Here is a 25684-nt window from a genome sequence, read left to right as displayed (position 1 = left end):
GCGACAAGGATTCCCGTTTGTTTCGAGAGCATACTACTACCCTATTGCTACCAATTGGTAATCCTGTAGTCTCCAGGTATTCAACCCGAAGACATGGCCGGGGTCTGGGGCTAAAATGCGCGCCGGTAGTCAAGCCAACAATCACAGGCAAGCCCCGGTAGGATCAGGTTATAACATTGCGACCACCCAACATCAGTTACGGACCAACTATCGGGCGCATGTGCATTCCTCCAACACTTTTGTCGACGGTTAATTTGACCTGTGCTCCCTGACTCCCTACGTTCATTACCTGCGCGCGTTGCCCGGAAATCAGGTGAACTTCCTCCGATCCGGCCGTGGGTAAAATAAAGCTTCGCACTACCCCGCTACCGGACGCGTCAACGATCTGTACCTCGACTTCCTGTGAACCTCTATTGGTTACGGTAGCTGCGTAGTCCGTATTGGCATACGTACCAAGCACGACCATTTCGCCGACGGGAAGAAAGAGCCCGACCGATCGTTGGGAACAGGCAGAGAGGCCACCAAAAAGAAAACACAGAAGGAGGAATCGAAACATGGCGCAGCGGAATAGTTGACCCTAATATAGGGAAAGACAGACCACGTGATCCAGTGTTTTTGCCCGTCCTTCTCCCGGCAGGGCGCAGCTTAGCGGGATGGGGTGACGACGCGGGCACCCGGCACTTCGCGACTTAAGCTTACCACAACCCGAATCGCAGTACGGCCATCGTTGCACAGATACAGCACCTCCCCTTCATCGACCGAAACCGTTTCGGTACTACCTGAACCGAGACCAAAGCCCCTTACAAAATTGGAATTGACGGATTTCAACACGTGCAACTGCAGCGGCCCTCCCTTGGCTTTGACATCCGCAGTGTAGTCCTGGCGGCTTCCCTCGCCCACCAGGAAACACTCACCGACCTCCAGTTCGGTACGGAATCGGTTATTCGGAGACAACTCGAATACTGGATCATCCGCAGGAAGTAAATACCCATCGACGGGCGCTGCGGTCATTGCGGCTTCCCCCTTTAAGGGTTGCGTACGCATACCCTTTACGCTCTTATTCATGACGACCAAAAGATCCGCCTCCCGCTCGCCAGAGTTGATCATTTGGACCAGTTCTTGCCGCGCTATAGCGACGGATTTGGTCGACCTGGGGGCAAGCATCAGGCTCTTTACCACCTCCAGGTCACTTTTCCGGACAATTTGGAGACGGACCGCCTGCTTCCCCCTATTCGTTAGAGTCGCCGAATAACCAGCATCCATGTCTTCCCCAAGAACGAACATCTGTTTCGCCGGGATGGTAAGCCCGGCTGTGCTTTGGGAGCAGGAAAGCGGGGAAAGTAATACGAGAATAGGAAGTAGTAAACGAAGCATGGGAGATGATTTGATTTCCCACTAAGCACCGGGGTTTCCGCCCCATGCACGCTTCAAATCATCTTTTGGGACACATTTTGTCCGCCTTCCAGTCGCTCAATGACCTGCTTGGGGGAACAGCCGTAGCTTTTTCGAAATGCCCGGTTAAATGTGGATTTACTGTTAAAGCCCGCCTCCAGAGCCAGCGCCAGTAGCGTACGCTCGCGATGTGCTCCCTGCTGTAGTAACGCGACGAAATAGGTGCAGCGAAGGCCGTTAATGTAGTCGTTGTAATTCTGTCCGGCGCAAGCATTGATCGCCGCACTCACCTGTTTCTCGGTCTTATCTATCCGCTCCCCCAACTCAGCTAACCGCAGATCGGGTTCCAGATAGTCGTGATCCTGCTCCATTCTACGTTGAATATGCTCAAAAATCACTTCTAAATGCGCTGGCACCGTGCTCCGCTCATCAAGCGCACGCTTTCCTTCGGTCAAGTCTTGGAACCGCAGGCTACCGATACGGTCTCCATCGACCTGCATAAACTGAATTCCCGCGGCGAAAGCCACTCCGGACAGGGCGAGATGGTGGAACCACTCTTTAACATAAGGTACTTGCCCATACACCGACTGATATCCGGCGATGACCATTGTCATACCAACACCGGCCAATACGATTACCAACAAAGAAGCCAGACCGGTAAAGGAACGGCCCTGCGGATCACTGAAAGCGTCGTGTATATAATTGCGAAAACGGCGGTAAGCCCGCGTGGTCCAAGCGAGGTATAAGGTCAATTGGACATACTGGAACGTCGTGACCGCATTGATTACGGTGGGACTAGTCAGCCAAAAACTTTCACGAAGGGGTCCGCGGGTTCCGAAAAACTTCGGTAGCGCCTGGCCGGTAATCCCTTTCAGATAGAGCAGGTCATAACCGATTGCTACCAAGTGCGGAAGAATGGCCAATGACCAGGGCAAAAAGTGCCACGCCAGGTGGTTCGACCACCTAAAACTACCATCCGTGACTGCCCTGAAGTAGAGGTAGATCAGCGGACCCAATAGCAACAGGTTATCCCAGGGCACGTAAAACATGAGGGTTGTTCGCCAGTCCCGGGCATCATACCAGCCCCCGAACCCGAGCATCCACTGGGCTACGTAGAGGGTAACCACGAGTAGAACGAGCACAGCCAGCCCGTCGCTTAGTGAGCGGTTTTGATAAGCGCGGATTGCCAGTATGGTTGCATACACCGTCCCCTGCGCCACCCCTACTAGGAGTAGACTCGAATACAGATTGAAGTCGAAGAACGGGGGCAACATAGACTAAAGATAGACAGTCGCGGCTCTGCGCTGGCTATTTATCGCGTGATACTTGTCGGTGACAAACCACTATTCGAGGTCTATGAATAGCATATTAAACCGTGTTCATTCGAACATGGCCCGCTTTAACCCGTCTTATAGATGACAAATCATTACGAACTAATTATCAACAAATTATGAAGATTCATTACATACCGACACTAATACTACTGCTTTTTGCTACTGTAGCCTGCGATGTGGACAAAACCGAAAGCGGTTCATTGCCGGATGTTGACGTAGATGTAGACACGGAAGCCGGTAATATGCCGGAATACGACGTTGACTGGGCCGATGTTGACGTAACGACTACGACGCGTATGGTCGAGGTACCCAAAGTGACCGTAGAGATGGTTGAAGAAGAAGTTGAAGTGCCCGTTCTCGACGTGGACTGGCCCAGCGAGTATGGCGATGCCGAGGAGACCACTTTCATGGTAGAAGCCGACGTCGATCAGGAAGCCGAGCTGGAAATTCAAGAAATCTATGCAACCGGTCAACGCATGATCGTGCTGGCCAGCCTGGATAAAGACGGTGAAATGCTGCAGGACGGACAGATGATGCGCGTCAGCGACCAGGTAGTGGTTAATGCTCCCGATATGGACGTGCGCTACTACATCATCGGCGATCGCCCCGAAGGAATGAGCAATACCCGCTATCGTTACATCGCCGACCGTAGCGATATTTCAGACATGCTGAGCAATGGAAGGTCGATCTACAGTAAAGACTAATCTTGGATCGATAAGATTTAATTAGCGGAAGCCCCCATACGTCCAGACGTATGGGGGTTTCCCAATTCAACCGGATGGTGATTAGTCCGTAAGGGCTTTTACCTCGTGGACAGCCTCGGTCAACGTGCGCACATCGTGGTAGTCGCGAAACCACGTTCGCTGCCGCTTGGCATACCGACGACTGTTCCGTTTAATTAGTTCGACGGCCCGTTCGCGGTCGTACTCCCCGGCGAAACAGGGCCACCATTCCTGATAGCCGACCGTTTGCAAGACCGGCAAATGCCGTGCATGCTGAAGGGACCGGGCTTCCTCTTCCAGTCCGGCCGAAAGCATCCGATCCACGCGACGGTTGATGCGGTCGTACAGTTTTTCCCGAATAGCTTGGGGTTGTAGATATACCGTGCGGAAAGGGCGCGGCGGGGCATTTCCCAAAAAATCACTGTATGGCCTGCCGGCGGTGTAGCAGACCCGCAAGGCGCGCTCCATGCGGCGGGGATTATGACGGTCCACCCGCTCGAAGTAAACGGGATCGAGGCGCGATAATTCGCTTCGGAGCCCCTCAATCCCTTCCTCCCGGGAAAGGCGTTCTACCTGCGCTCCGGCGCCCTCAGAAACCGTCGGGAAATCGTCCAGTCCCTCGCACACCGACCGGATGTACAACCCACTGCCACCCACCATAACGGCCACGGGTCGTTTCTTAAAAATCCGATTCAATAATGGGAGCGCCTCGTCCGCGTAACCGCCAGCATTCAGGGGTTGCAGGATGGATCGGTCGGCAATGAAGTGGTGGGGAGCGGCTGCTAACTCCGTCTCCGTGGGCCGGGCATTACCAATTTGCATTTCCCGATAAAACTGCCGGCTATCGGCACTCACAATGTCGGTACCGTAGTGGCGGGCCAACTCGATGGCCAGCTCGGTCTTCCCCGACGCCGTGGGGCCGCCGATTACGATAAGTAAGGGCTTATCGGCCACGCGATCGCTCAGCGTTTAGTGGTGGACAGGGTGGGCTCCAAGATGCCGCGAACGAACGATTGGGTGGTTTCTTCTACCCGGTCTTCGTCCTTTCCCAATGCCCGAATGAAGGCGCTACCAATGATCGCGCCATTGAAGTATTCACAGGCGGTACGGAAAGTCTCCGCATCGCTGATCCCGAAGCCGATCAACTTGGGGTTCGGGAGATCGAGGGCGGCGATGCGGTCGAAGTAAGCGCGCTGCTTGTCGCTGATCTGCGAGCTTCCGCCCGTAATGCTCGCACTGCTCACCACGTAAATGAATCCACTGCTGCTTTCGGCAATCTGGCGGATGCGGTCGTCCGTCGTTTGCGGGGTGACCAGGAAGGTAACCTCCAGCCCGGCATCCTCCACCAATTGCTTAAAGTCGCGCTGGTATTCAAACGCCGGCAGATCAGGCAGGATCAGGCCGTCCACCCCGGCCGCCCGGGCCGCCTCGACGAAGCGCTTCGGCCCGTACTGCATCACCTGGTTGTAATAGCCCATCATGACCAGGGGAACGTCCGTATGGCGGCGCGCCTCGGTGAGTTGCTCGAACAGAACCCTCAGGGTCATGCCGTTCTCGAGGGCGCGCATCCCGCTCTGCTGGATGGTTTCGCCGTCGGCCATGGGATCGGAATACGGCATGCCGACCTCGATGAGGTCCGCGCCGGCTTCCGCCAGGCTTCGGATGATCGGTACCGTGCTGTCGAGGGCCGGATACCCCGCCGTGAAGTAGATATTCAGGACGTCGCGGTCCTTTTCGGAAAAGAGTCGACTGAGTCGGTTCATCAGAAATTATAATCGGGGCCCCGGGGGCCGGGAGAAAAGTTAGATTAGTCCAGCGAATCGCTATCGAGGTAGGCCGAGAAAGCCGCGAGATCTTTGTCCCCTCTTCCGCTTAAACAGACGACGATTACGTCCTCCGGGCCGTACTTCATCTGGTCCAGGGCGGCGAAGGCGTGGGCGGTTTCCAGGGCGGGGATAATACCCTCCTGCCGGGCCACGAATAGAGCGGCGGCGAGTGCATCGTCGTCCGTGACGCTGATCGCCTCGGCCCGTTCGCTGTCTATAAGGAAGGCGTGCAAGGGTCCGATACCGGGGTAATCGAGCCCGGCGGAAATGCTGTAAGGCTCTACGATCTGCCCGTCTTCGGTCTGCATTAGCAGGGTCCGGCTGCCGTGAATGATGCCTTCGGTACCGAGCTGGCTGGTGGCCGCCGATTCGCCGCTGTCGACACCCAGTCCGGCGGCTTCCACCGCGATCAGGCGCACCCGTTCGTCATTAAGGTAGTGGTAGTAGGCACCGGCGGCGTTGCTGCCCCCACCTACGCAGGCGACAATGGCATCGGGATAGTCGCGGCCCAGCTTCTCCTGGAGCTGCCACTTCGTTTCTTCCGAGATGATCGCCTGGAAGCGGGCCACCATGTCCGGGTACGGATGCGGTCCTACGACGGATCCGATGATGTAGTGCGTGTCTTCCGGATTGGCGATCCAGTCGCGGATGGCCTCATTGGTTGCGTCCTTCAGCGTACGGGATCCGCTACGCGCCGGCCGTACTTCAGCACCGAGCATACGCATCCGGGCCACGTTGGGTGCCTGCCGCTCAATGTCGACCTCGCCCATGTACACGATACACTGGAGTCCCTTGAGGGCACACACCGTAGCTGTGGCCACGCCGTGCTGACCGGCACCGGTCTCGGCGATGATCCGCTTTTTGCCCAGCCGCTGGGCCAGGAGGATCTGTCCGATGGTATTATTGATCTTATGGGCACCAGTGTGGTTGAGGTCTTCCCGCTTGAGGTAGATCTTGGCGCCGTAATGCTTACTCAGCCGGTCGGCGTAGTAGAGCGGACTGGGTCGGCCGACGTAGTCCTTGAGCAACAGGTCGAACTCCCGCTGAAATTCCGGGTCGGCCATCATGGTCAGATAGGTCCGACGTAGTTCTTCCACGTTAGCGTGCAGCATTTCGGGAATGTAGGCACCGCCAAAGCGGCCGTAGTATCCGCGCTCGTCAATTTTCGTCTGGATCATAATTTATACTTGAGCGGCGGCTTGCCGGCTTTTCACGAAGTTCAGTAAATTCCGGATCATAAGCCGTCCGTGTTCCGTCATAATGCTCTCGGGATGGAACTGAACGCCAAAAATAGGCAGCTCGCGGTGGCGCATGGCCATGATACCGCCTACCTCGTCGGTCGCCGTCACTTCCAGTTCGGCGGGCAGCGTTTCGGGGTCGATGACCCAGCTGTGGTAGCGTCCGGCGTTGAAGCGGGGCGGCACGTCGGCGAACAGGACGTCGTCGGTGAGGGTGCGGACCATTTCGGTTTCGATACCGTGGTGCACCTGGCTGAGGTTGTGTAGGCTACCGCCGTAGGCTTCGCCGATCGCCTGGTGGCCCAGGCAGACGCCGAAGATCACTTTCTCGCCCGCGTAGCGCTTGATGAGTTCGGGCATGATGCCGGCGTCGGCGGGCAGGCCCGGGCCGGGACTGAGTACCACCAGGTCGTAGGCGGCCACCGCCTCCAGCGCTATTTGGTCGTTACGGTAGACGTCGACTTCCTCCCCCAGCTCGTCCTCTATGTAGTGGACCAGATTGTAGGTAAAGGAATCGTAGTTGTCTAGGATTAATATTTTCATCGGATCGGATGTCTGGATCTTGCTTGTGCTAAGGTGGGGCGGGGTGTTCGTCCGGGGGAGTCGCCACGCGTCGGCGGCTTGCGCCCGGATGTTTGGTCGTCGCCCGTCAGAAGCTCGCCGGCAGGGTTTCCGCTTTGGCAATCGCTTTGGTAAGGGCGCCTAATTTGTGGTAAACCTCCTGGAGTTCGCTTTCCTCGTCGCTTGCGGCTACTACGCCGGCACCGGCCTGGTAGTAGAGGGTGTTGTCCTGGCTGAAGAAAGAGCGGATCAGGATGGCCTGGTTCATCCCGCCCTCGAAGTCGATAAAGCCGATGGCCCCGCCGTAGAAGCCGCGTTGCTGATTTTCGTACTGATTGATCAGTTCGATGGCGCGGTACTTGGGCGCACCACTTAGCGTCCCGGCGGGGAAGGTGTCGCCGAAAACGCGCACGGCCACGTTCTCGTTTTCCAGCTTACCGTCGACCGTGCTGACCAGGTGGATGACGTGGCTGTAATAATGGACTTCCCGCAGGCTGCGTACCGTGACTTGTCGGGTATGGCGGCTCAGGTCGTTTCGCGCCAGATCGACGAGCATCACGTGCTCGGCGTTTTCTTTCGGGTCGGCCAGTAAGCGTTCGGTGGCCTGCCTGTCCTGCTCCACGTCGCCGGTGCGGCGGTAGGTGCCGGCAATCGGGTTTAGGCGGGCTACACCCTCGCGAATGACCATCTGGCTCTCCGGGCTGCTGCCCATAATCCGGTAATCGCCGTAGTCGAAGTAGAAAAGGTAGGGCGAGGGGTTAATGCTGCGTAGCGCGCGGTAGACCTGAAATTCATCACCCCGGAACGCCTGGCGGAACTGTCGACTTAGTACGATCTGGAATACATCACCCACGCGGCAGTGGTGCTTCCCCTTGGCTACGAGTGCGCGATATTCTTCGTCGGTCAGATTGCTGGTGGGGTCGCTCTGGGGGGTAAAGGGATGTACGGTGCCGCCGGCGCGAATGAAGCGTTCCACTTCATCGAGTCGGCTCTCCTCGCCGTCCGGCAGGTTCTCGATGAGGAGCAGTTCGTCGCGGTAGTGGTGGAACACCAGCACGAAGCGGTACAGGTGGTACCGGAGGGCGGGGGACCGCAGGATTTTAGGATTGTCGAAAAGGAGGGTATCGAAGTATCCGACTCCCTCGAAATTCGTGTGCCCGATCAGTCCGTTGAACTGCTTCACCAAAGGGGTAGTCGACCCGTAATCGATCTTAAAAGAGCGCAGAAAACCGCTTAAGTCCTGACTTACGGTATCGGCATCCGTGCAGGGGACTTCCGAAATAGTGCCCCCTACCCTGCCCTTCCGGATCCGTCCTTCATCCACCCGGTAGTAGGCCATCGTCTCCAGGCCGATGATGCTGTAGTAGTGTTCGTTATTTCGAGTCTCGTTGGATTCCAGCAGCACCGGATCGGTGAAGCGATCCCGCAGCGCGAGGTATAAGGACACCGGGGTTAGTTGATCGGCGGTGAGGCGTCGGCTGCGGACGGTGATGGCCGTTTCGGTGGAAGTAAGCGTATCGGTTGACAAGAGATAAAAATTTTAAATCGGCAGCAGGGAGGGCAAAATAAAGAAAGGCCCGCCGGAGCAACCGACGAGCCTTCAGATCTTTTTGCAAAGGGGCTAGCGCGTGCTCATCGGGGAGTACGGTTCAGCCACCACCAGTTGTTGGTCATTCCTTGCATGGCGGCAAGATAATGGGAAATAGGTGCGAACTCCAAAGGAAAATCGACAAAGTTTGCAGGTGGGACTAGATTTTGCTTGTGAACTTACCCCAACGCGTTGTAGGCTGAGAGTGCCTATTCAAAATCGAGGCCTTCCGAGCCGAGATGGTGGGCGTCTTGTCTCGGCCCGGAGGGCACTCGACCTTGGAGCGTTGTAGGCCGGAGTTGGCAATCCAAGGGCGAGACCTTCTAGGTGGAGAGGGTGTGCGTCACGTCTCGGTCTCGGCCCGGAGGGCGCTCGACCTTGGAGGTTCTTGGGCACCAATGAACATTCCCTACCCCACCATCTTTCCACCTGCGCCCCGCCGCCCTACATGGTAGGCCGGCGCACCACATTTGATCTTCGTCCTTTATAAATCGTACTTCCCATGTCCGACTTCGTCCTCTACGGTGCCTACGGTTATACGGGCCGCCTGATTACCCGCATGGCCGCCGACCACGGGCTGCGCCCCCTGCTGAGCGGACGCAATGCGGATAAGCTGGAGGCGATGCACCACGAATTCGGATACGATTACCGTGCTGTGGACCTAAAAAACCGTACCGAGCTGGATCAGTTGCTAACAGAATATCCGGTCGTATTGCATGCGGCCGGTCCATTCGAGCACACGGCCGAGCCCATGATGGAGGCATGTATACGCACGAATACGCACTACCTGGATATTACCGGTGAGATCCCGGTCTTCGCGATGGCTGCCAAAAAAGCACCGGAAGCCGAACGGGCCGGCATCATGCTCATGCCGGGGGTTGGATTTGACGTGGTGCCTACCGACTGCATGGCCGCCTACCTAAAGGGAAAGATGCCCGAAGCTACGGAGCTGGTCCTGGCCTTTGCGTGGAAGGGCGGCGGCATCAGTCAGGGCACGGCGAAAACGATGCTCGGCGGTGTCGGTAGTGGCGGCGCCATCCGGGAGCACGGTGCCATCAAAAAAGTAGCGGCGGCCCACCAGACGCGGGATTTTCCCTTTAGTCAGAACGTTTCCCTGAAGGCCGTCACCATTCCCTGGGGCGATGTCTTTACGGCCTACTTCACGACCGGGATTCCAAATATCAAGACCTTCTTCGCGGTACCGCCGAAGCAACTGAAGACCATGGAACGGAGCAATTGGCTGGCGCCCGTGCTGAAGCTCGGCCCGGTAAAGCGCTACCTAAAAAGGAAAATTGAATCGCGCCCCGCCGGCCCCAGCGACGAGCAGCGCGCCAAGGCGGAAAGTTACGTCTATGGGGAAGTGAAGGACGTCAGCGGACGCACCCTGGCCGCCCGCCTGCGCACGCCGGAGGGCTACACCCTGACCGGTATAACCAGCCTGATGATCGTACGGCGCGTGCTCGATGGAGAGGCTACAGCCGGCTATCAGACGCCGGCCGGTTTGTTTGGTGCCGATTTCATTATGGAAGTCGAGGGGACGGAGCGGGAGGATGTATTTTAGGCGGGTGGGCAATCCTCGTGCTAGGCCGGACACCCCGAGGTCCTTCGGACACTCGCAGGTCCTAGGCGTGTGCCGGGCATCGTGAAGGGGAGCACCTCGGAGTGTGGCCGTACCCAGTAGGCGACCTGCGAGGGTGCGGGGTGGGAAAGGTGCGGGGTGCGGACCATAAGTAATACTTAACGTCTCCTTAGTAATCTAGGGAAGGGCAAAGCCGTTTACTTGCTCAAACCCTATTGACCATGATTCGTATACTCTACCTTTTTCTTGTTGCCACCCTGTTCTCCGTTCCCGTCAGTGCCCAGTTCGGTAAGCTGGGAAAGTTGGCCGATAAGGCCGAAGGCGTACTGCGGGGGGATAGCCCGCTCAGCAACGAAGAGGTTGGTAAAGCGCTAAAGGAGGCCCTCGATCAGGGAGTCGGCCAGGCGGTGACTAGTTTGTCGGCACAGAATGGCTACTACGAGAGTCCTTATAAGATATTCCTTCCGGAGGAGGCGCAGGCTATCGTCAGCAAGGTGAGCGCATTACCCGGTTTTGACAACATCGAGCAGGATTTGACCGAGCGGATCAACCGGGCCGCCGAGCTGGCTGCCAAGAAGGCGACACCGATCTTCGTAGATGCCATCAAGGGGCTGACCTTCAAGGACGCGATGAATCTGCTGATGGGTGAGAAGGATGCCGCGACCCGCTACCTGGAGGGCAACACCTCCACGGCACTCACCGGAGAATTTCAGCCCGTCATTCGCGCCGCCCTCGACGAGGTCAACGCGAACGAGATCTGGAACCGGGTGGTCACGGCCTACAACAAAATCCCTTTCGTGAAAAAAACCGAACCCGAATTGGACGTTTACGTTACCGGCCGCGCTTTAGACGGAATGTTTGGTTTGATCGAGGTCAAGGAAACGGAATTACGCGAAAAGCCCGCCCTGCGCAATACTGAATTGCTGCGGAAAGTCTTCGCCCGTCAGGACGCGAAGTAGCTTACCGGCGCTACCCCTCTCGTTTGGAAAGGTTAACATTAGGTTAACGTGAAGGTCGAAAAGTCTTTCGACCTTTGCGGCCAATTACACCGGTATACGCCGGGACCTAATCAACCAAATAATTACCTTCCAGATGAAATTACGGTTAACGTATTTCGCGATTTTTCTGCTAGCCACTTTTGGTTTGCAGGCTCAAATCACGAATAGTAGCATTACCGGCCACGTTACGGACGCTTCCGGTGAAGATCTGATCGGAGCGACCATCGTCGCCATTCACACCCCTTCCGGAAGCCAGTACGGCACGGTCACCAACGAAAGCGGCTACTACACCCTTCCCGGTATGCGGGTAGGCGGCCCCTACACCGTTACCGCAACTTACGTTGGCTACGAGGAGATGTCGAAAACGGGGCTGGAGTTGAAACTCGGTGCGCAAAGCGTGGTCGATTTCGAACTCTCGGACGGCTCCGTTCTGCTCGAGGACGTTACGGTCACCGCCTCCCGCGACGCACAGTTCACCGACGAAAAGACCGGGTCGTCCATCAACGTATCCTCTAAGGAGATCAATGCCCTGCCCACGATTAACCGTAGCCTGAACGACTACACCCGCCTGACGCCCCAGTCGAACGGAACGAGCTTCGCGGGCACCAGCAGCCGTTTTAACAACTACACCATCGACGGTAACATTTACAACAACAACTTCGGTTTGGGTAGCGGTCAGTTTGCCGGCGGAAGCCCCATTTCCGTAGATGCTATTGAAGCGGTCAGCGTAAACCTCGCCCCCTACGACGTTCGCTACTCCGGCTTCACGGGAGCAGCCGTTAACGCCGTTACCAAGTCGGGAACCAACGAGTTCCGCGGCTCGGCCTACTACCTCCTCCGCAACGATCAGACGCAGGGAACCCGCGCGGGCGACATCACCGTCGACCCGGGCGACTCGAAGAACGAGATTTTCGGCGTCACCCTCGGTGGTCCGATCATTAAGAACAAGCTCTTCTTCTTCGGCTCCTACGAGAAGGAAACGGAAGCCGTTCCTTCTTTCCTGAAGCGGGCTGCCCGCGACGGTGAGCAACCGGACGGTTTGATCATCTCCCGCGTTCCCCTTTCCGAGGCCAACTTCGTTCGGGATGAAATCCAGCGACTCTACGGTTACGACACCGGTGCCCCCGACGGCTACCCGTTTGCTTCGGAGCAGGAGCGGATCAATGTTCGCCTGGACTACAATATCAGCAACCGTCATAAACTGACGGCCCGCTTTAACGATTACACCGCCTTCACCGACGTACCGACCAACGGCAATTCCGTACGGTACATCTCTACCCGCTTTCGGAATACCGACAGAACCGGTATTGAAAACATCAACTTCCGGAATAACAACTACACCAACGACCGTCGCGTGACGAGCTACGTAGCGGAATTGAACTCGATCATTACCGACAACCTGTCTAACCAATTCAACGTCGGTTTCACCCGCGTAGTCGATCCAAAGCGGGGTATCCCCGGCGACCAGGCCTTCCCGATGATCGAGGTACTCGAGAACGACGCCTCCGGTAACCCGCTTTACTACATGTCGCTGGGTAACGAACTCTACTCGGTCGGCAACCTGCTGGAAAACAACGTTTTCAACATTACCGACAACGTGACCTTCTACAAAGAAGCCCATACGATCACCGCCGGGGTCAACTTCGAGTACATGACGTTCCTGAACGCCTTTAACCCGGTGTTCAACGGCTTCTACCGCTACGCTAGTTACGACGATTTCGTAGCGGATGTAATCAATCAGGAAGAAGGCGTATACCCCATCGCCTTCGCCAAAGGATACGCGCTGGACGGTAGCACCACCCCGCCCGTCGACGAAACCAAGTTCGGCCAGCTGGGTGTGTACATCCAGGATGAATACCAGATCACCGACCAGATCAAACTGACGGGTGGCCTGCGCATCGACCTGCCCTTCTACCCCATCGACATCCCCAACAACGAACTGCTGGACGACCTGGACAAGGAGTTCACCAATCTGGAGGGCGAAACCTTTACCCCGGACGTCAGCACCTTCCCCAAGGTCAACCCACTGTTTAGCCCACGCCTGGGCGTGAACTACGACGTTACCGGCGATCGGACCACGGTCATCCGTGGTGGTACCGGACTCTTTTCCGGGCGCATTCCTTTCGTATGGTTGTCGAACCAGGTTAACGGCTCCGGTGTAATCCGCGGTGGTCTTGGCTACGAAGGTCAGGAGATCGTAGACCGCGATATCACGTTCGACCCGGACGTCACTGCCTACAACCCGGAGAACCCGGGCGCTACCCTGTCTAACGAACTCAACCTCACCGACCGCAACTTCCGCCTGCCACAGGTTTGGCGTACGAACCTGGGTATCGACCAGCAACTCCCCTTCGGCATCAAGGGTACGCTCGAGTTCATGTACAATCGTGACGTATACACCCCGATCGCTTACAACCCCGTACTCCGTGAGCCCGATGGCTTTTTGAACGGCCCGGATCAGCGTGGTTACTGGACCGAACAGCCCGACGTCAGCGGCTACAGCAACGACGAGGACTTCCGGAATGTATTCCTGCTTACGAACGCGGAAAAGAAAGCCGATTACTACTCCTTTACCGCCGAATTGCGGAAGGAATTTGAAAGCGGTTTCTCCTCCCTCATTGCTTACACGCATTCCCGTTCGCGCGATCTCGACGCCGCAGGTGGATCCCAGGCGGTATCCCTCTGGCCCGCTACCGTGCAGAACAACCGCAACTCCCCCGAACTCAGCTACGCCGGTTTTGATATTCCTAACCGCGTAGTCGGTAACCTGAACTACCAGACCGGTAACACGACCATCGGTATCTTCTACGACGGAGCCAATTCCTTCCGCTATTCCTACACCTACTCGGGTGACTTCGGCGACAACTCTAACCGCCTGATCTACGTGCCGAACGATGCGAGCGAACTCAACTTCGAGTCCGTCACCGTAGACGGAACGGAGTACACCGAAGCTATGCAGCGTGATATCCTGGATGCCTACATTGACCAAGATGATTACCTGAGCGAGCAGCGTGGACAGATTGCCGAACGCAACGGTGCGATTGCCCCCTGGGTCAACCGTTTTGATGTACGACTGCTGCAGAACGTCAAGTTCACCGAGGGTGACCGCAACTTCCTGCAGTTCACTATCGACATCCTGAACTTTGGCAACCTGCTGAACAGCGACTGGGGTATTCCGGAGGTCCCCTTCCAGCAGAACCTCCTGAACTACCGTGGACGCAACGACCAGGGTGAGCCGGTTTACCGCCTCAATACCATCCCCGGCACCTCGGAGTTCCCTACCGAAACTTTCCGCTATTCTTCTTCCGTGCTTAGCAATGCCTGGCAGATGCAGTTGGGTGTGAAGTACATCTTCTAAACCCCACACCCCTCTGACAGGGGGCTAACCCCGTCAGTAGAATATAGAGCCCCCCATCGTCGAAAGATGATGGGGGGCTTTTCTGTCTTATATCGTCGGACTAGCTGACGCAGTATCTGATGGATATATCCGACCGGCTTCCGTAAAGTAACCGTTCTCCGTCTAGACAGCCGCTTCCGGACCACCAGGTCGCTGCCCCCAAAGATGGAATGCGCCGCCAGATAGTAGCACCTATTATAGGCTCTAAGACTCATTTTGGAATTTATATCGGTTATTATCGCGTTTTTCGGAACATCTGCCCGCCCTACCCACATCTATAGATGATGGCTACTGAAAGTGACGAACGGGAAGATTTTGGCAATAAACGGTTTGAAATAGAGGACGAACAAAGCATTCCGCTCATTAAAGAGCACGTTGTCATCGATACGCGATCTACCATCACCAGTGAGCTGAGCGTCAACAAAACGGTAAACAATCGACGGGTGGACTTACCGCTGACGGATGTCGATACCACCTACCGGGAAGAACGGATGCCTATCAACCGCGTGGTCGATACCATGCCCACCATCCGCTACGAAGGTGAAAACCTGGTGGTCCCCGTGGTCCGGGAAGAAGAGGTGGTCGTGAAGCGGCTCGTTCTAGTAGAAGAAATTCACCTCATCAAGGAAGTCCGGCGTACCGAACGGACCGAATCCATTGAATTAAGATCCGAGGAAGTCGAAATCAATCGACGGACTCCAGGGCAATCGCCCACATAGGTCCGGAATTCTCCGAACCATCATTATTCCATAAAAAAATTTATTATGAAAAATCAGACAGTAATTGGTGTATTCGACACCCTTAGCCAAGCCCGCAGCGCACGCAAAGCACTTATTGAGCAGAATATCAAAGAAGACTCCATCGATGTCAGCAAGTATGGCGAACATGGTCGTCGTGGTGAAAACTACGAGCGGAACTCTACCAAGGTAGAAGGATTCTTTGATCGCTTATTCGGTGACGACGATCACGAAGACGACCGGGATTACAAACGCAGTGATGCGGCACACGACGTCGCCAGTCGTGGAACGGTCGTAACCGTACACACCGAGACTATGGAGGAGGCCAGAAACGCCGCTACCATCATGGACCGGTACGGTGCCATTGATTTCGACAATCGCTATGATCAGTATCAGAACGATTCTTTCGATGCCGATCGCAACCGCAACCAGTTGAACGAACGCTTCGGAGATGTCGATGAAAGCGAAACCATCGAAGTCATCAAGGAAGACGTCAAGATCGGTAAGCGCGAAGTCAACACCGGAGGCGGAGTAACCGTACGCAGCCATGTGATCGAACGCCCGGTAGAAGAAACGCTTCGTCTTCGTGACGAGGAAGTTTTCGTCGACCGGAAGCAGGTTAACCGCCCGGCTACCAACGCCGATTTCAAGGACCGCACCATTAACGTGCAGGAAAAGCACGAGGAGGCAATTGTAACCAAAGAGGCACGCGTAACGGAGGAAATCACCGTTGGCAAGAAAGTCAGTTCGCACGATGAAAAAGTGCACGAAACCGCCCGGGAAACCGAAATCGAAATTGACAAGGGTACGAATCGCAACACCCGCGAAGGTGACATGAAAAACCGTCGCGACAACTAATTCGAACGTGTGTAACCATAAATCGGTTATACATACACAAGCAACCCGCTCCCACAACGGGTGTGGGTTGCTTTTTTTTAATTAATTAAAATCAACATTATCATGGCACAAATAAGAATCGAAGAAAAACCCGCAGGTGGTGGAGCTTCTATCTGGCCCTGGATTATCGGCCTTCTGTTACTCGGACTAGTCGTCTGGGGTGTAGCGGAAGCATTTGACGAATCCGATGAAGTCTATACGGAAGAAGTAGTGGAAGATGGCGATGAAGTCGCCCCAGTCGCTACGGGTATTGACGAAAACAACAACTACAAAGACTACGACGAGGTAGGCGAAGGCAATCTTGCCGCGGTCAGTGCATACATGAGTACCACGGCCAATATGGAAGGCGAAATGGGTCTCGATCACGAGTTCAGCCACCGCGCTCTAACCGAACTAGCGGACGCTACTAAAGCCGTAGCCGAAGAGAAAGGGCTGATGTCGGAAGCATCCGTCAAGGAAAAATCCGATCGCGTCGACCGCCTCGCCAACGAAATCATGGAGGATCCCATGGCAGGTGACCACGCCGATAAAATCAAGATGGCATCCATGCTGATCGTCGAAATGCTGGAAGACATTGATACGCAGGCCTACAATGGTCAAAGCGCTTCTGATCTGGATGCGCTGCGTCAGGAAGCACAGGCCATGTCGCCTGAAACGCTAACCCTGAACCAGAAAGAGGATGTCCGGAGCTTCTTTGCCCAGGCCCGCACGGTGCTGGAGCGAATGAGCTAATCACGCCCACTTTCATCCCCACTTTCAAACTATCAAAATAATATACAATGAGTACCATAGTAAACGACAACACCCGCGACGACGCCCGGGTACGCAACACCCGCCTGAAATTCCTTGACGACCTCTCCGGTTACAAGGTTCACCACGACGACGTCGATCCCCGCGGATACAGTGTCAAGCTACGCACCGGTGAGACCATCGGTGAGGTCGAAGGACTGCTCGCCGACGTGGATGCACGCGTAGTGCGCTACGTTGAGGTCGAGATTGACGATGACGTCATCAACCGTCACGATCGCGATCTTTACCCCGACGAAAACCGCCATGCCCTTATTCCCGTCGGTTTGGTCCATATCGACAGCAGCACGAACTCGATCACCGTCGGCGGAGTTACCCCCGACCAGGTGACCGACTATCCCCGCTTTCACAAAACACACGGCTACTCGACCCGCTACGAGATCGACACCAACGATTACCTGGCCGGTTTCCACGATTACGGTAGCACCTACAACCGCGATCGCTTCTCCACCGACGATTACCGTCGCGCCGATCGGTTAGATGACGACTTCTATACCAGCGACTTCTATACGACCAGGGCCTCCCGACAGACCCTCTAATTGACTTCCACGGTTAATCAACTAACCCGTCTTCCTTGCAGGAAGACGGGTTTTTTATTGTCAACTCCCAAAGAGATTCCGCCCGTCATAGCGGTTTTGATTGACCGGCACTTCCAGAAAGTCAAAGGTGCCCGGCTTGACGGCGATCGAAAACTGGTAAGTATTCCGCTGCGGGGCCCAACTGAAGCGCATCTCCCAGCAGTGGAGGTCACGGGCAAAACTGAGGTAGGGATAGGTGATCCGCTTGCTCGTGAAGTCGTAGCCGATCTGACCGATATTGACGCTCCAGTTTTCCGTGAGCTGGAGAGCGCCGCGCAGCTCGATGCTGTTCGCTCTGGTATTAAAGCGTAACGTATCCCGGGCACCCTCCTCGGCATTTAGCGCGACCTCCCGGTCGAGGCTATAATTGTAGGTGTGGCGTATGCTGAACTTCTCAAAGAGGCTCAAAATATCGGTCTCTTCGAAGAGTGTATTTTCCTCTTCCCGCAACTGCCGCCGCTCCTCGGCGATATCCTCGACGTACTCTTCTTCTTGCCCCTGGAACAGTTCCCGGATCTTGGCTACCGTAAGATTAGTCGATATCGTCCCGCTGAAGTTCGTAAGTTGAAAGGGCACGCCGCGCTCGGACAACGTAGTGCGGTCTACGCGATTCACCCGTCTGGTCCGCTCGTCGTACACGCTTACGTAGGGATCGACCGTGGCACGCAGGTTAACCTGCGTGAGTCCCTTGAAGAAGCGGGTGCTTCCACTGATTCGAACGGGACTCCAGTTCAGGGTATCGGCGGCCAGATCGTAGCTGCCGGTGACTCCTATATTCTGGAACAGTTTCACGATGTTGTCCGTACTATCCTTGCGATTCCAGACCTTGGCCTCAAACAGGTTGGAGATGCTGTAGCTGGCCCGGAAGCTCATATCGCTGCTGCTGGGAGCCCCGAATATCTGACCCGCGAAGGGGGAAACGAACCGGTTTGGATCCCCGCGATCGGGATCTACGATATTCTCCCGGATAAAGTACGGCACGTCGCCGCTGATAAAGTCACGGGAATCCTGGTAAGACGGGCTATACCCGATGCTCACCGACGGTTTCATCACGTGGCGTAGTCCCTTCAGCCCAAATAAGCCACGGCCTCCCATTTGTATCGTCCCGAACAACTGGGTGCTCACGCTTACGCCGGCGTTGAAATTTCGAAAGCCGGCCAGTCCGGGATTGAGACGGGATTTAATGGTGGCGAAGTTCGTGGTATCCACGGCGGGGTTTCCGTTTTCGTCTATGATGTCCTCCGTTTTCAAGGTCGACCGGTCCAGGTAGTACTCCAGCGTTTTGCCGTAATAGGTTTCGGCGTAGCTTACATTCGGACTCACGTTAAAGTACCGGAGCACATTGAGGCTCAGCGCGCTGGTCACCCGGTGGTTGAAACCATACTGCGCCTGATCGATTGCCTGCTCGAGGGTGGTCGTATCGGTACCCGCGAACTCACTTCGCAGCTCGCTGACGTAGCGCAAGCTCAGCTTCTTATACCAGGCCCGCTGACTTCCCGGCAGATTCCGCAGGGGGTAAATGGTCTGGGTCTGGAAGCGGGCATCGGGGAAATTCACGTTGAAGGCCCCGGTCTGGTTGTTCTGGCTGTGGGAAACGCCGGCTGTCAACGTACTCTTGAGATTCGGGAAGGTCTTGGTGATGTTCATGGCGGACCGGATCACGTTCGTGCTGGCCGCCTCGTAGCTATTCAAATAGCGCTGGTTGGTCTGGTTGGTCTGAAAGTTGATGCTTCCCCCGAAGGTGAAGGTGGGGTGCGCCCGGGGATCCTGCCGGTGCCGCCAGCCGAATGAGAAACCCTGATTACTGAATTCTTGGTAGCCGTCCGGTATACCGCTAGTTTCTACCAGCCGTCGGTAGCTAAAGTCGAAGTTACCACTGTATTTATACCGTTTGCGGTAGCTGCTGGCGGTGTTGATGGTGAAGGTCCCGTTGAGGTAGATGTCGCTGGTGACCTGCAGGTTGACGTGCTCTCCCAGCGGGAAAAACCACCCAATGCCCTGGAAGCCGAAGCCCCACTGGTTGCTGTACTGATAGTCACTCGGAAAAAGGAGACCGGTCGAGCGGCCGCTTTTTAAAGGAAAGAAGCCGAAGGGTAACCAGAAGGGCGTCGGCACGCCCATGATCTCCAGGTTGGAAGGGCCGATGATGGCCAGCTTATTCGGGATAACCTTCGCCTTCTGCGTCCGCACGCCAAAGTGCGGGTGTTCCGCCGAACAACTCGTAAAGATGGCTCCCTCGGTGTAGATCACGTCGGAGCGGGTACTGTCGTTCGTCTGCACGGCTCCGCTGACGAATTTCGATTTCCCGCCGCGGACGTACACATCGTCCTGGGTAGTTACCGTTTCGGTTACGATCCCCTTCTTGGACTTAAAGTTGTACATTATGTTCGTAGCGACAAATTCCTGACCTCCATCGCTAAATTTAGGATCACCTACCAGCGTTCCGGAACTATCCGGCCAAGCTTCGGCGGTTACCAGGTTGGTTCCGTAATCTAGTACGATGTGGTCGGCCTGCAGGCTGATGGACTGATAATTGACCTGCCCGGCCCCGTACAGGTGAATACGTTGCTGAACGAGATCGACTTCCATACTGTCCCGAGCCTGGTAATCAACCGGTGCCGTGAGGCTGTCTTCGCTGATCCGGTACTGGGCCGTATTGCCGCTGAAGGTCGGTTGAACGGGTATGCTGTCCACTGAACTGCTGTCTACCTGCGCTCCGCCGCCCAATGAATAGAGCAGGAGAAAGACTAGAATGGCGACGGGGCGCAGGTAGAAAGACAATCGGTTCAAGCTGGTAGTTAATAGTATGTAGCCAACGATACCGCGTGGGATTTCGCGGTTGGTCGGAGAGGCCTTTAACGCTTCGTTAATACTACTCCCGTCGGGCGGGCAAAAGTACGACAAGTGCCAACGGCCGCCCAAGCTAATAGCCGACCGGTTATGCTCTCCCTGGCTAAATGGCTATATTTCCGGAAATCAATATTTATCCAACCCTAGTCAATTATTTATGATATGTCGTCCAACTTCATCTTCGAATTGCTCTGTATCGACCCCGATGACATCAGCGATCAACGCGGATTTATTCATGCGATCAGCTACAGCAACGACGTCTGGAATGGCAAGTCTCCCATCATTACCAAAGACAAGAACGGCAACGACTTCATCAAGGGTGAAAGTGGCCTGACCGTAACCGTTATTAATGTTGACACCAGTAAAATCCTGACCGATTTAGTAGAGGCCGCCTTCGTTTTACGTGTTGAAAGCCCCATGTTCGAGCCGCTGGAGCCCTTCCGGCAGCGCCTGCTCCGCCACCTCAGCGAGAAGCTTCGCTTTGCCCACCTGCGCGTTCTGCAGGACGATATCAGTAGTGAAATCGCCAACCAGCTTTACCCCAAGATCAATGCGGTAGAAAATCTCCTCCGCCGCTACCTGATCAAGTTCTTTTTCCAGCGCGTGGGTATGTCGTGGTGGGAGGTGACCGCCACCCCTAAGATGATCGAGAAGGTCAAGGCCCGGCAGCGTAACCGGTCCAACCAATTTAGCTACTTCATCAACAGCGACATCGAGTTCGCCGACTTCGACGATCTGGGCCTGCTCATCTACAAGCAATCCACCGGCTTCAACGAACCGGAAAAAGTACTGGAGCGACTGACCAACATCGAAACCCTGGAGGAGCTGCAGGAGCTCAAAGGCAACCTAGAAGGAAACTATACGAAGTACTTCAAGACCTTCTTCCGCGACAAGAACTTCGAGCGCCTCTGGAAGGAGATGTCCAAGATTCGCAACAAGGTCGCCCACCAGGCCACCTTCTTCCACGCCGAGCTACGCAAGGGCATCGAGCTCTCCTCTGAACTGACCTCGATCATCAAAGAGGCCGAAAGCCACATCGACGAGATCGTACTCTCCCTGAAGGAAAAGCAAGCCATTCACCAGGCGGCGGCCGAGGTCGTCCGGGAGGAGCAGGAAGAAGCGGCCGTCCAGCAAGCGCACGACATCAACAACCGCAGCGGCCACCCTTCGGTCGTTGAGGGGGAGTCTTCTCCCCTGCCCCCCACCCCCCAGGAAAAGGAGGCCGCCGGCGAGTACCGCGTCAAGCTGACGGGCCCCAAGATCATCGGCAAGATCAAGCTGGAGCACAAGACCAATACCTACCGCGATACCGCTCCCCCCGGCTACCGCGTCATCACCGCCGAGGAAATCATGGAGGAGCTCCACGAGGCGCTGCACCTGAACTTCACCACCTACGTCGGCCTCAAGTGGTTCGTCACCCAGTACCTCGCCAATAAAGGCTACGCCATCGGTACGACCTACAGCCTGGTCAACATCCTCATCGAGCAGACGCACATCGAGTTGTACGACTACGAAAGTCCGGAGGGGTATATGATCAAGGCGGTGCGGCTACCGGTGGGTAAGTAGTGAATTTTTGAGGGACTGGATTAGTGAATGGCCTGCCTGGCTTGCTCGCTTCGCTCGTGGGAAGGAGTGAATGGTTGAAGGACTGGATTAGTGAATGGCCTACCGGTGTTTTTTGCTCGCTTCGCTCGTGCGGCTTAGGGCCTACCGGCGGGGTCCACTCGCTGCGCGAGGTATACTCGTGTGATAGGCACTGTAGACTCCACGGATTGATGCGTAGATTTTGAAGTCTAATCGGGTTAAGCAAATGACCGGCTACGCCTCCCCCCAAATAGCACTCCCCCCACCGCGGCCCTGGAAGGGACGCCAACCCCAGCGAGGTCAACGCCACGCGAGGCGTGCGGAGGCCTCGCGCCAAGGCCAGCAGCACGCCCCCCTCAACGAAACACGGCCCTGGAAGGGACGCCTACCCCCAGCGAGGTCAACGCCACGCGCAGCGTGCGGAGGCCTCGCGCCAAGGCCAGCAGCACGCCCCCCTCAACGAAACACGGCCCTGAAAGGGACGCCTACCCCCAGCGAGGTCAACGCCACGCGAAGCGTGCGGGGGCCTCGCGCCTATTCCCAACACCTATAACACGAATACCACCCGCAGAAACAAGCGGCAGCCAAATCACTAATCCAGTCCCTCAACCATTCACTCCCTACTCCTACTCCAAAATCCGGAAAGTAGTCCGCCGATTCAACTGGTGCTGCGCTTCCGTGCACCGCTCGCAGATACAGTCGGCGACGGGTTGGGTTTCGCCGTACCCGCGGGCGGTGAGACGTTCGGCGGGGATGCCCTGCTCGACGAGGTAGGTGACGGCGGCGGTGGCGCGGGCTTCACTGAGGGTTTCGTTGTAGCGGTCGGTGGCGCGGCAGTCGGTGTGGCTGCCGAGCTCGATGGAAATATCGGGATTGCGACGGAGCAGCTCGGCGAGTTCGTTGAGGGTGGGCTGGGCGTCTTCGCGGATGAAGCTTTCGTCCAGGTCGTAGTAGATGTTTTCGAGAACGATCTCGCGGTTGGGGAAGATCTTCTCGATTTCGAGTTCGAGCTCGTAGCGCTGCTCGGGGGCTTCGGGGTCACGGGGCAGGTTGCGGCTGCTGAAGCGACCTTCGGCCGCCAGGTAATCGGGGCGCTCGGCGCGGAACTCGTAGCGCTGATCGTCGGTGAGGACGAGGCTGAGTACGCCTTCCTCGTTGGTGGCTACGGTACGGCTCTGTTCACCGACGCGGGCTACGACGGTAGCATTCGGGACGGGGCGCAGGCCCAGCGTGCGGCTGGTCGGATCCGTGGGGTCCTCATAAATCTTTTCGACGACGGTGACGTCGAGTACGTTACGGTATTCTATGGGCGTCGGATCGGGCGGCGGTGGGGGTAGCACCGTTTTGGTATAGGCATAGATATCGTCGCTGCCGCTACCGCCGGGGCGGGAGCTGCTGAAGTAGCCGATCGTGGTGGCCCCCACACCGGTGCCGTTGCGTTGCATGATGGTATAGGCGAAATCGTCGGCGCCGCTGTTGATGGGCAGCTTCAGGTTGCGGGGAGCGGCGTAGCGGCCGTCATCCAGGGGCCAGGTGCGGAAAATGTCCAGGCCACCAAGACCTTCGAGACCGTCACTGGCGAAGTAAAGGGTATCGCCATCCAGGTAGGGGAACTGCTCGTTGCCGGCGGTATTGATGGCGCGGTTCATGAGATCGGGGGTGCCCCACTGTCCGTCGGCGGCCAGGTCGACGGCGTACAGATCGTAACCGCCCCACCCTTCCGATAAATTGGCGGAGAAGATCATGCGGCGTCCATCCGCGCTGAGGGCGGGGTGCATGAAGTTGGCTTCGGGAGTTACGAAGGGCAGTTTTTCGGCGGGGCTCCAGCCGTCGCCCAGTCGTTCGCTCCGGTAGATCCCGCAGTAGGCGTCGGCGCGCTTTTCGGGGGAGGTACAGCGGGTGAAATACATGACGGAACCGTCGGGGCTGAAGCTCGGCGTCCCCTCGTTGTATTCGCTGTTGACGGTCGGGTTGAAGGCCTGGACGTCACTAACCTCGGGGTCAACCAGAAAGAGATCGCTGAAGCTCCGGCCCGTCCAGTTATAGGTGGCATCGCCGGCGGCGGAGGCGCGATCGCTGGTGAAGACCAGCCGGTCGTCGTAGCTCACCGCGGCGTAGTCGGCTCCCGGGCTGTTGAAGTTGGCGGCGGTTACTTCGTACTCTTTCACCTCCTGGGCCGCGCGCTCGGCCTGTAGTCGCATGGCCATTTCGGCGCCGGCAATATCTTTCCGAAACTCATACCGCGATCCGATCTCGAAGCCGAGATCCGTGTAGGCCTGGATGGCTTCCTCGTACCGCTCCAGCCGTTTCAGGGCGTCGGCCTTTTCCCGCAGGGCTTCCGGCCCCACCCCGTTGTCGTAGGCGGTTTGAAACCACTCGACCGCGTCCTCGTCGTTGCCCGTTTCCCGGTAGCTGACGGCCAGGTTCATGGCGATATCGCCCTGTTCGACACGGCTTTTAGCGCGGCGGTACTCCCGCTCCAGCATAGGCACCGCTACGTCGTACTGCTTGCGGTCCACGGCCGTGGCCCCGTCGGTGATCTTGGCGGTGTACGTACAGCCGGCCACCAGGGTGACCGCTAGGACAAGAAACAGGTATCGGAACATCAACGAGCGATTTCCAGGAAAACGGTTCTTTGCGGCCTAAGTTGAGGGGGCGGCGGGGCGCAGGTGCAGCGCGTTTGACGAATCGGCCGGTTTCCACCTCAGCCTGATTCATTCCAAGCGTAACAGCGTGTAGAGATTCTCATTGGTACCCAGGTCCCGCAACTGCAGCAAGTAGTTCCCTGCCGACCAGCTTCGCAGCGGAATTTCATCCCGGCCACGGCCCACGGAAAAACGCTCGACAACCTGACCTTCCCGGGAAACCGTAAGTAATTTTTCCGCCCCCTCCAGCTGGAGAAGCAGCTTAGACCGCTCCTTTAATTTCAGTGTCCGCACCGGAATGTCCGGGTGCCTGGAGGTGAAGTCGGCCCGCTCCAGATCGTATCCCTCTACCGTTACGGGAAAGGAAGTGCGTTCACCGCTTTTCAGGTTTTCAATGGTCACGGTGACCCGGTGGCTGCCCGTATCCGGGATGATCGTAAAGGGTACCCCACTTTCAACGGCATGCTTCAAAACGATCTGCGTGTCCAGCGCGATGACGGAACTTGCCGTGTAGATGCGAACGCGCTCTCCCGGGCCGATTTCCGGGACACGCCCAATTTGCAAGGTGTCGTACAGCTCGGAGCCAACGTAGCCGGAATAGTAAGTTGCAGGAATGAAAACGCGGTGAGGATCCGGGCTGCGTGTACCACGAGACGGAAATAGCGGCGGCCGGGAGATAGCCCCGTCAGCCAAACGATTCCCCGCTGCGTCCCAGTAATGAATACTGTCCCGAATATATATGGTATCTCCTGGCTTCAGGTGAACGAGTCCCCTTTGAAAGGCTTCGGCCTTGGTTAAATCCTCACTCAGTTTGAGGGTGTAAAAACTGATACTGGCTACTTCGTGGTTGTCGTGATAGGTCGTGTCCAGAAGGTCCGCTTGCGCGGTCAACAGAAGCGGGAAAACCAATACCGCAGCGAGAAAATATTTCATCTTAAAGGGTGTGGTGGC

General features: G+C 56.6%; 20 protein-coding genes. 9 read left to right on the top strand and 11 right to left on the bottom strand.

Features of this window, described 5'->3' with window-relative positions; all coding sequences use genetic code 11:
• Positions 1 to 196 precede the first annotated feature (196 nt).
• From DRW39_RS02305 to DRW39_RS02295, 3 genes are all read right to left on the bottom strand, one after another.
• Entirely contained in the window at positions 197 to 556 is a 360-nt protein-coding gene (locus DRW39_RS02305) for a hypothetical protein (protein WP_116105362.1), read from the bottom strand.
• An 89-nt stretch (positions 557 to 645) separates the two neighbouring features.
• Complete coding sequence (locus DRW39_RS02300; protein WP_157975870.1) at positions 646 to 1374, bottom strand: hypothetical protein; 729 nt, start codon at positions 1372 to 1374, stop codon at positions 646 to 648.
• Between the two features lie 53 nt (positions 1375 to 1427).
• Positions 1428 to 2666, bottom strand: coding sequence for a helix-turn-helix domain-containing protein (locus DRW39_RS02295; protein WP_116105360.1), 1239 nt, complete (start codon positions 2664 to 2666; stop codon positions 1428 to 1430).
• Positions 2667 to 2902: 236 nt separating this feature from the next.
• Here DRW39_RS02295 and DRW39_RS02290 point away from each other — a divergent pair, with 236 nt between their 5' ends.
• Positions 2903 to 3430 (top strand): hypothetical protein, encoded by a 528-nt coding sequence (locus tag DRW39_RS02290; protein WP_232830041.1) that lies wholly within the window; start codon positions 2903 to 2905, stop codon positions 3428 to 3430.
• A gap of 81 nt (positions 3431 to 3511) precedes the next feature.
• On the opposite strand, the gene miaA is transcribed toward DRW39_RS02290, so the two are convergent.
• The 5 genes from miaA to DRW39_RS02265 form a co-directional block, all read right to left on the bottom strand.
• Complete coding sequence (gene miaA / locus DRW39_RS02285) at positions 3512 to 4402, bottom strand: tRNA (adenosine(37)-N6)-dimethylallyltransferase MiaA (protein WP_116105358.1); 891 nt, start codon at positions 4400 to 4402, stop codon at positions 3512 to 3514.
• An 8-nt stretch (positions 4403 to 4410) separates the two neighbouring features.
• Positions 4411 to 5211 (bottom strand): tryptophan synthase subunit alpha, encoded by an 801-nt coding sequence (gene trpA / locus DRW39_RS02280; RefSeq protein WP_116105357.1) that lies wholly within the window; start codon positions 5209 to 5211, stop codon positions 4411 to 4413.
• 44 nt (positions 5212 to 5255) lie between these two features.
• Positions 5256 to 6452: a tryptophan synthase subunit beta gene (trpB, locus tag DRW39_RS02275; RefSeq protein WP_198664760.1), complete on the bottom strand. Its 1197-nt coding sequence runs from the start codon at positions 6450 to 6452 to the stop codon at positions 5256 to 5258.
• Between the two features lie 3 nt (positions 6453 to 6455).
• Positions 6456 to 7055 (bottom strand): anthranilate synthase component II, encoded by a 600-nt coding sequence (locus tag DRW39_RS02270; RefSeq protein ID WP_116105356.1) that lies wholly within the window; start codon positions 7053 to 7055, stop codon positions 6456 to 6458.
• A gap of 106 nt (positions 7056 to 7161) precedes the next feature.
• A complete protein-coding gene (locus DRW39_RS02265) occupies positions 7162 to 8601 on the bottom strand; it encodes an anthranilate synthase component I family protein (RefSeq protein WP_198664759.1) in 1440 nt (479 codons plus the stop codon).
• A gap of 562 nt (positions 8602 to 9163) precedes the next feature.
• On the opposite strand from DRW39_RS02265, the gene DRW39_RS02260 reads away from it, so the two are divergent.
• From DRW39_RS02260 to DRW39_RS02230, 7 genes are all read left to right on the top strand, one after another.
• Positions 9164 to 10222 (top strand): saccharopine dehydrogenase family protein, encoded by a 1059-nt coding sequence (locus DRW39_RS02260; protein WP_116105355.1) that lies wholly within the window; start codon positions 9164 to 9166, stop codon positions 10220 to 10222.
• Between the two features lie 239 nt (positions 10223 to 10461).
• Positions 10462 to 11199: a DUF4197 domain-containing protein gene (locus DRW39_RS02255; RefSeq protein WP_116105354.1), complete on the top strand. Its 738-nt coding sequence runs from the start codon at positions 10462 to 10464 to the stop codon at positions 11197 to 11199.
• 133 nt (positions 11200 to 11332) lie between these two features.
• Entirely contained in the window at positions 11333 to 14596 is a 3264-nt protein-coding gene (locus DRW39_RS02250; protein ID WP_116105353.1) for a TonB-dependent receptor domain-containing protein, read from the top strand.
• A gap of 323 nt (positions 14597 to 14919) precedes the next feature.
• Positions 14920 to 15354 (top strand): DUF2382 domain-containing protein, encoded by a 435-nt coding sequence (locus DRW39_RS02245; RefSeq protein WP_157975869.1) that lies wholly within the window; start codon positions 14920 to 14922, stop codon positions 15352 to 15354.
• Between the two features lie 45 nt (positions 15355 to 15399).
• Positions 15400 to 16230 carry a YsnF/AvaK domain-containing protein gene (locus DRW39_RS02240; protein ID WP_116105351.1) on the top strand — a complete coding sequence of 277 codons (831 nt, stop codon included), beginning with the start codon at positions 15400 to 15402 and terminating at the stop codon, positions 16228 to 16230.
• 102 nt (positions 16231 to 16332) lie between these two features.
• Positions 16333 to 17001: a hypothetical protein gene (locus DRW39_RS02235; protein WP_116105350.1), complete on the top strand. Its 669-nt coding sequence runs from the start codon at positions 16333 to 16335 to the stop codon at positions 16999 to 17001.
• A gap of 47 nt (positions 17002 to 17048) precedes the next feature.
• Positions 17049 to 17615 (top strand): hypothetical protein, encoded by a 567-nt coding sequence (locus DRW39_RS02230; RefSeq protein ID WP_116105349.1) that lies wholly within the window; start codon positions 17049 to 17051, stop codon positions 17613 to 17615.
• 60 nt (positions 17616 to 17675) lie between these two features.
• Here DRW39_RS02230 and DRW39_RS02225 read toward each other — a convergent pair whose 3' ends face one another.
• Positions 17676 to 20444 (bottom strand): putative LPS assembly protein LptD, encoded by a 2769-nt coding sequence (locus DRW39_RS02225; protein WP_157975868.1) that lies wholly within the window; start codon positions 20442 to 20444, stop codon positions 17676 to 17678.
• 222 nt (positions 20445 to 20666) lie between these two features.
• Between DRW39_RS02225 and DRW39_RS02220 the strand changes: the two genes are divergently transcribed.
• On the top strand, positions 20667 to 22070 hold the full coding sequence (locus tag DRW39_RS02220) for a HEPN domain-containing protein (protein ID WP_116105347.1): 1404 nt from the start codon (positions 20667 to 20669) through the stop codon (positions 22068 to 22070).
• Positions 22071 to 22714: 644 nt separating this feature from the next.
• On the opposite strand, the gene DRW39_RS02215 is transcribed toward DRW39_RS02220, so the two are convergent.
• Together DRW39_RS02215 and DRW39_RS02210 are read right to left on the bottom strand one after the other, a co-directional pair.
• Positions 22715 to 24694 (bottom strand): OmpA family protein, encoded by a 1980-nt coding sequence (locus DRW39_RS02215; RefSeq protein WP_116105346.1) that lies wholly within the window; start codon positions 24692 to 24694, stop codon positions 22715 to 22717.
• A 108-nt stretch (positions 24695 to 24802) separates the two neighbouring features.
• Positions 24803 to 25666, bottom strand: coding sequence for a hypothetical protein (locus DRW39_RS02210; protein WP_157975867.1), 864 nt, complete (start codon positions 25664 to 25666; stop codon positions 24803 to 24805).
• Positions 25667 to 25684 lie beyond the last annotated feature (18 nt).

This window comes from Lewinella sp. IMCC34191, assembly GCF_003390935.1.
In the GTDB taxonomy this organism is placed as follows: Bacteria; Bacteroidota; Bacteroidia; order Chitinophagales; family Saprospiraceae; genus Neolewinella.
This window is presented reverse-complemented; position numbering and strand designations above follow the sequence as displayed.

Bases quoted from the DNA above. Each gene is read 5' to 3' on its own strand.
- DRW39_RS02305 (WP_116105362.1), bottom strand. From the start codon at position 556: ATGTTTCGATTCCTCCTTCTGTGTTTTCTTTTTGGTGGCCTCTCTGCC.
- DRW39_RS02300 (WP_157975870.1), bottom strand. From the start codon at position 1,374: ATGCTTCGTTTACTACTTCCTATTCTCGTATTACTTTCCCCGCTTTCC.
- DRW39_RS02295 (WP_116105360.1), bottom strand. From the start codon at position 2,666: ATGTTGCCCCCGTTCTTCGACTTCAATCTGTATTCGAGTCTACTCCTA.
- trpA (WP_116105357.1), bottom strand. From the start codon at position 5,211: ATGAACCGACTCAGTCGACTCTTTTCCGAAAAGGACCGCGACGTCCTG.
- trpB (WP_198664760.1), bottom strand. From the start codon at position 6,452: ATGATCCAGACGAAAATTGACGAGCGCGGATACTACGGCCGCTTTGGC.
- DRW39_RS02270 (WP_116105356.1), bottom strand. From the start codon at position 7,055: ATGAAAATATTAATCCTAGACAACTACGATTCCTTTACCTACAATCTG.
- DRW39_RS02260 (WP_116105355.1), top strand. From the start codon at position 9,164: ATGTCCGACTTCGTCCTCTACGGTGCCTACGGTTATACGGGCCGCCTG.
- DRW39_RS02255 (WP_116105354.1), top strand. From the start codon at position 10,462: ATGATTCGTATACTCTACCTTTTTCTTGTTGCCACCCTGTTCTCCGTT.
- DRW39_RS02250 (WP_116105353.1), top strand. From the start codon at position 11,333: ATGAAATTACGGTTAACGTATTTCGCGATTTTTCTGCTAGCCACTTTT.
- DRW39_RS02245 (WP_157975869.1), top strand. From the start codon at position 14,920: ATGGCTACTGAAAGTGACGAACGGGAAGATTTTGGCAATAAACGGTTT.
- DRW39_RS02240 (WP_116105351.1), top strand. From the start codon at position 15,400: ATGAAAAATCAGACAGTAATTGGTGTATTCGACACCCTTAGCCAAGCC.
- DRW39_RS02235 (WP_116105350.1), top strand. From the start codon at position 16,333: ATGGCACAAATAAGAATCGAAGAAAAACCCGCAGGTGGTGGAGCTTCT.
- DRW39_RS02230 (WP_116105349.1), top strand. From the start codon at position 17,049: ATGAGTACCATAGTAAACGACAACACCCGCGACGACGCCCGGGTACGC.
- DRW39_RS02220 (WP_116105347.1), top strand. From the start codon at position 20,667: ATGTCGTCCAACTTCATCTTCGAATTGCTCTGTATCGACCCCGATGAC.
- DRW39_RS02215 (WP_116105346.1), bottom strand. From the start codon at position 24,694: ATGTTCCGATACCTGTTTCTTGTCCTAGCGGTCACCCTGGTGGCCGGC.
- DRW39_RS02210 (WP_157975867.1), bottom strand. From the start codon at position 25,666: ATGAAATATTTTCTCGCTGCGGTATTGGTTTTCCCGCTTCTGTTGACC.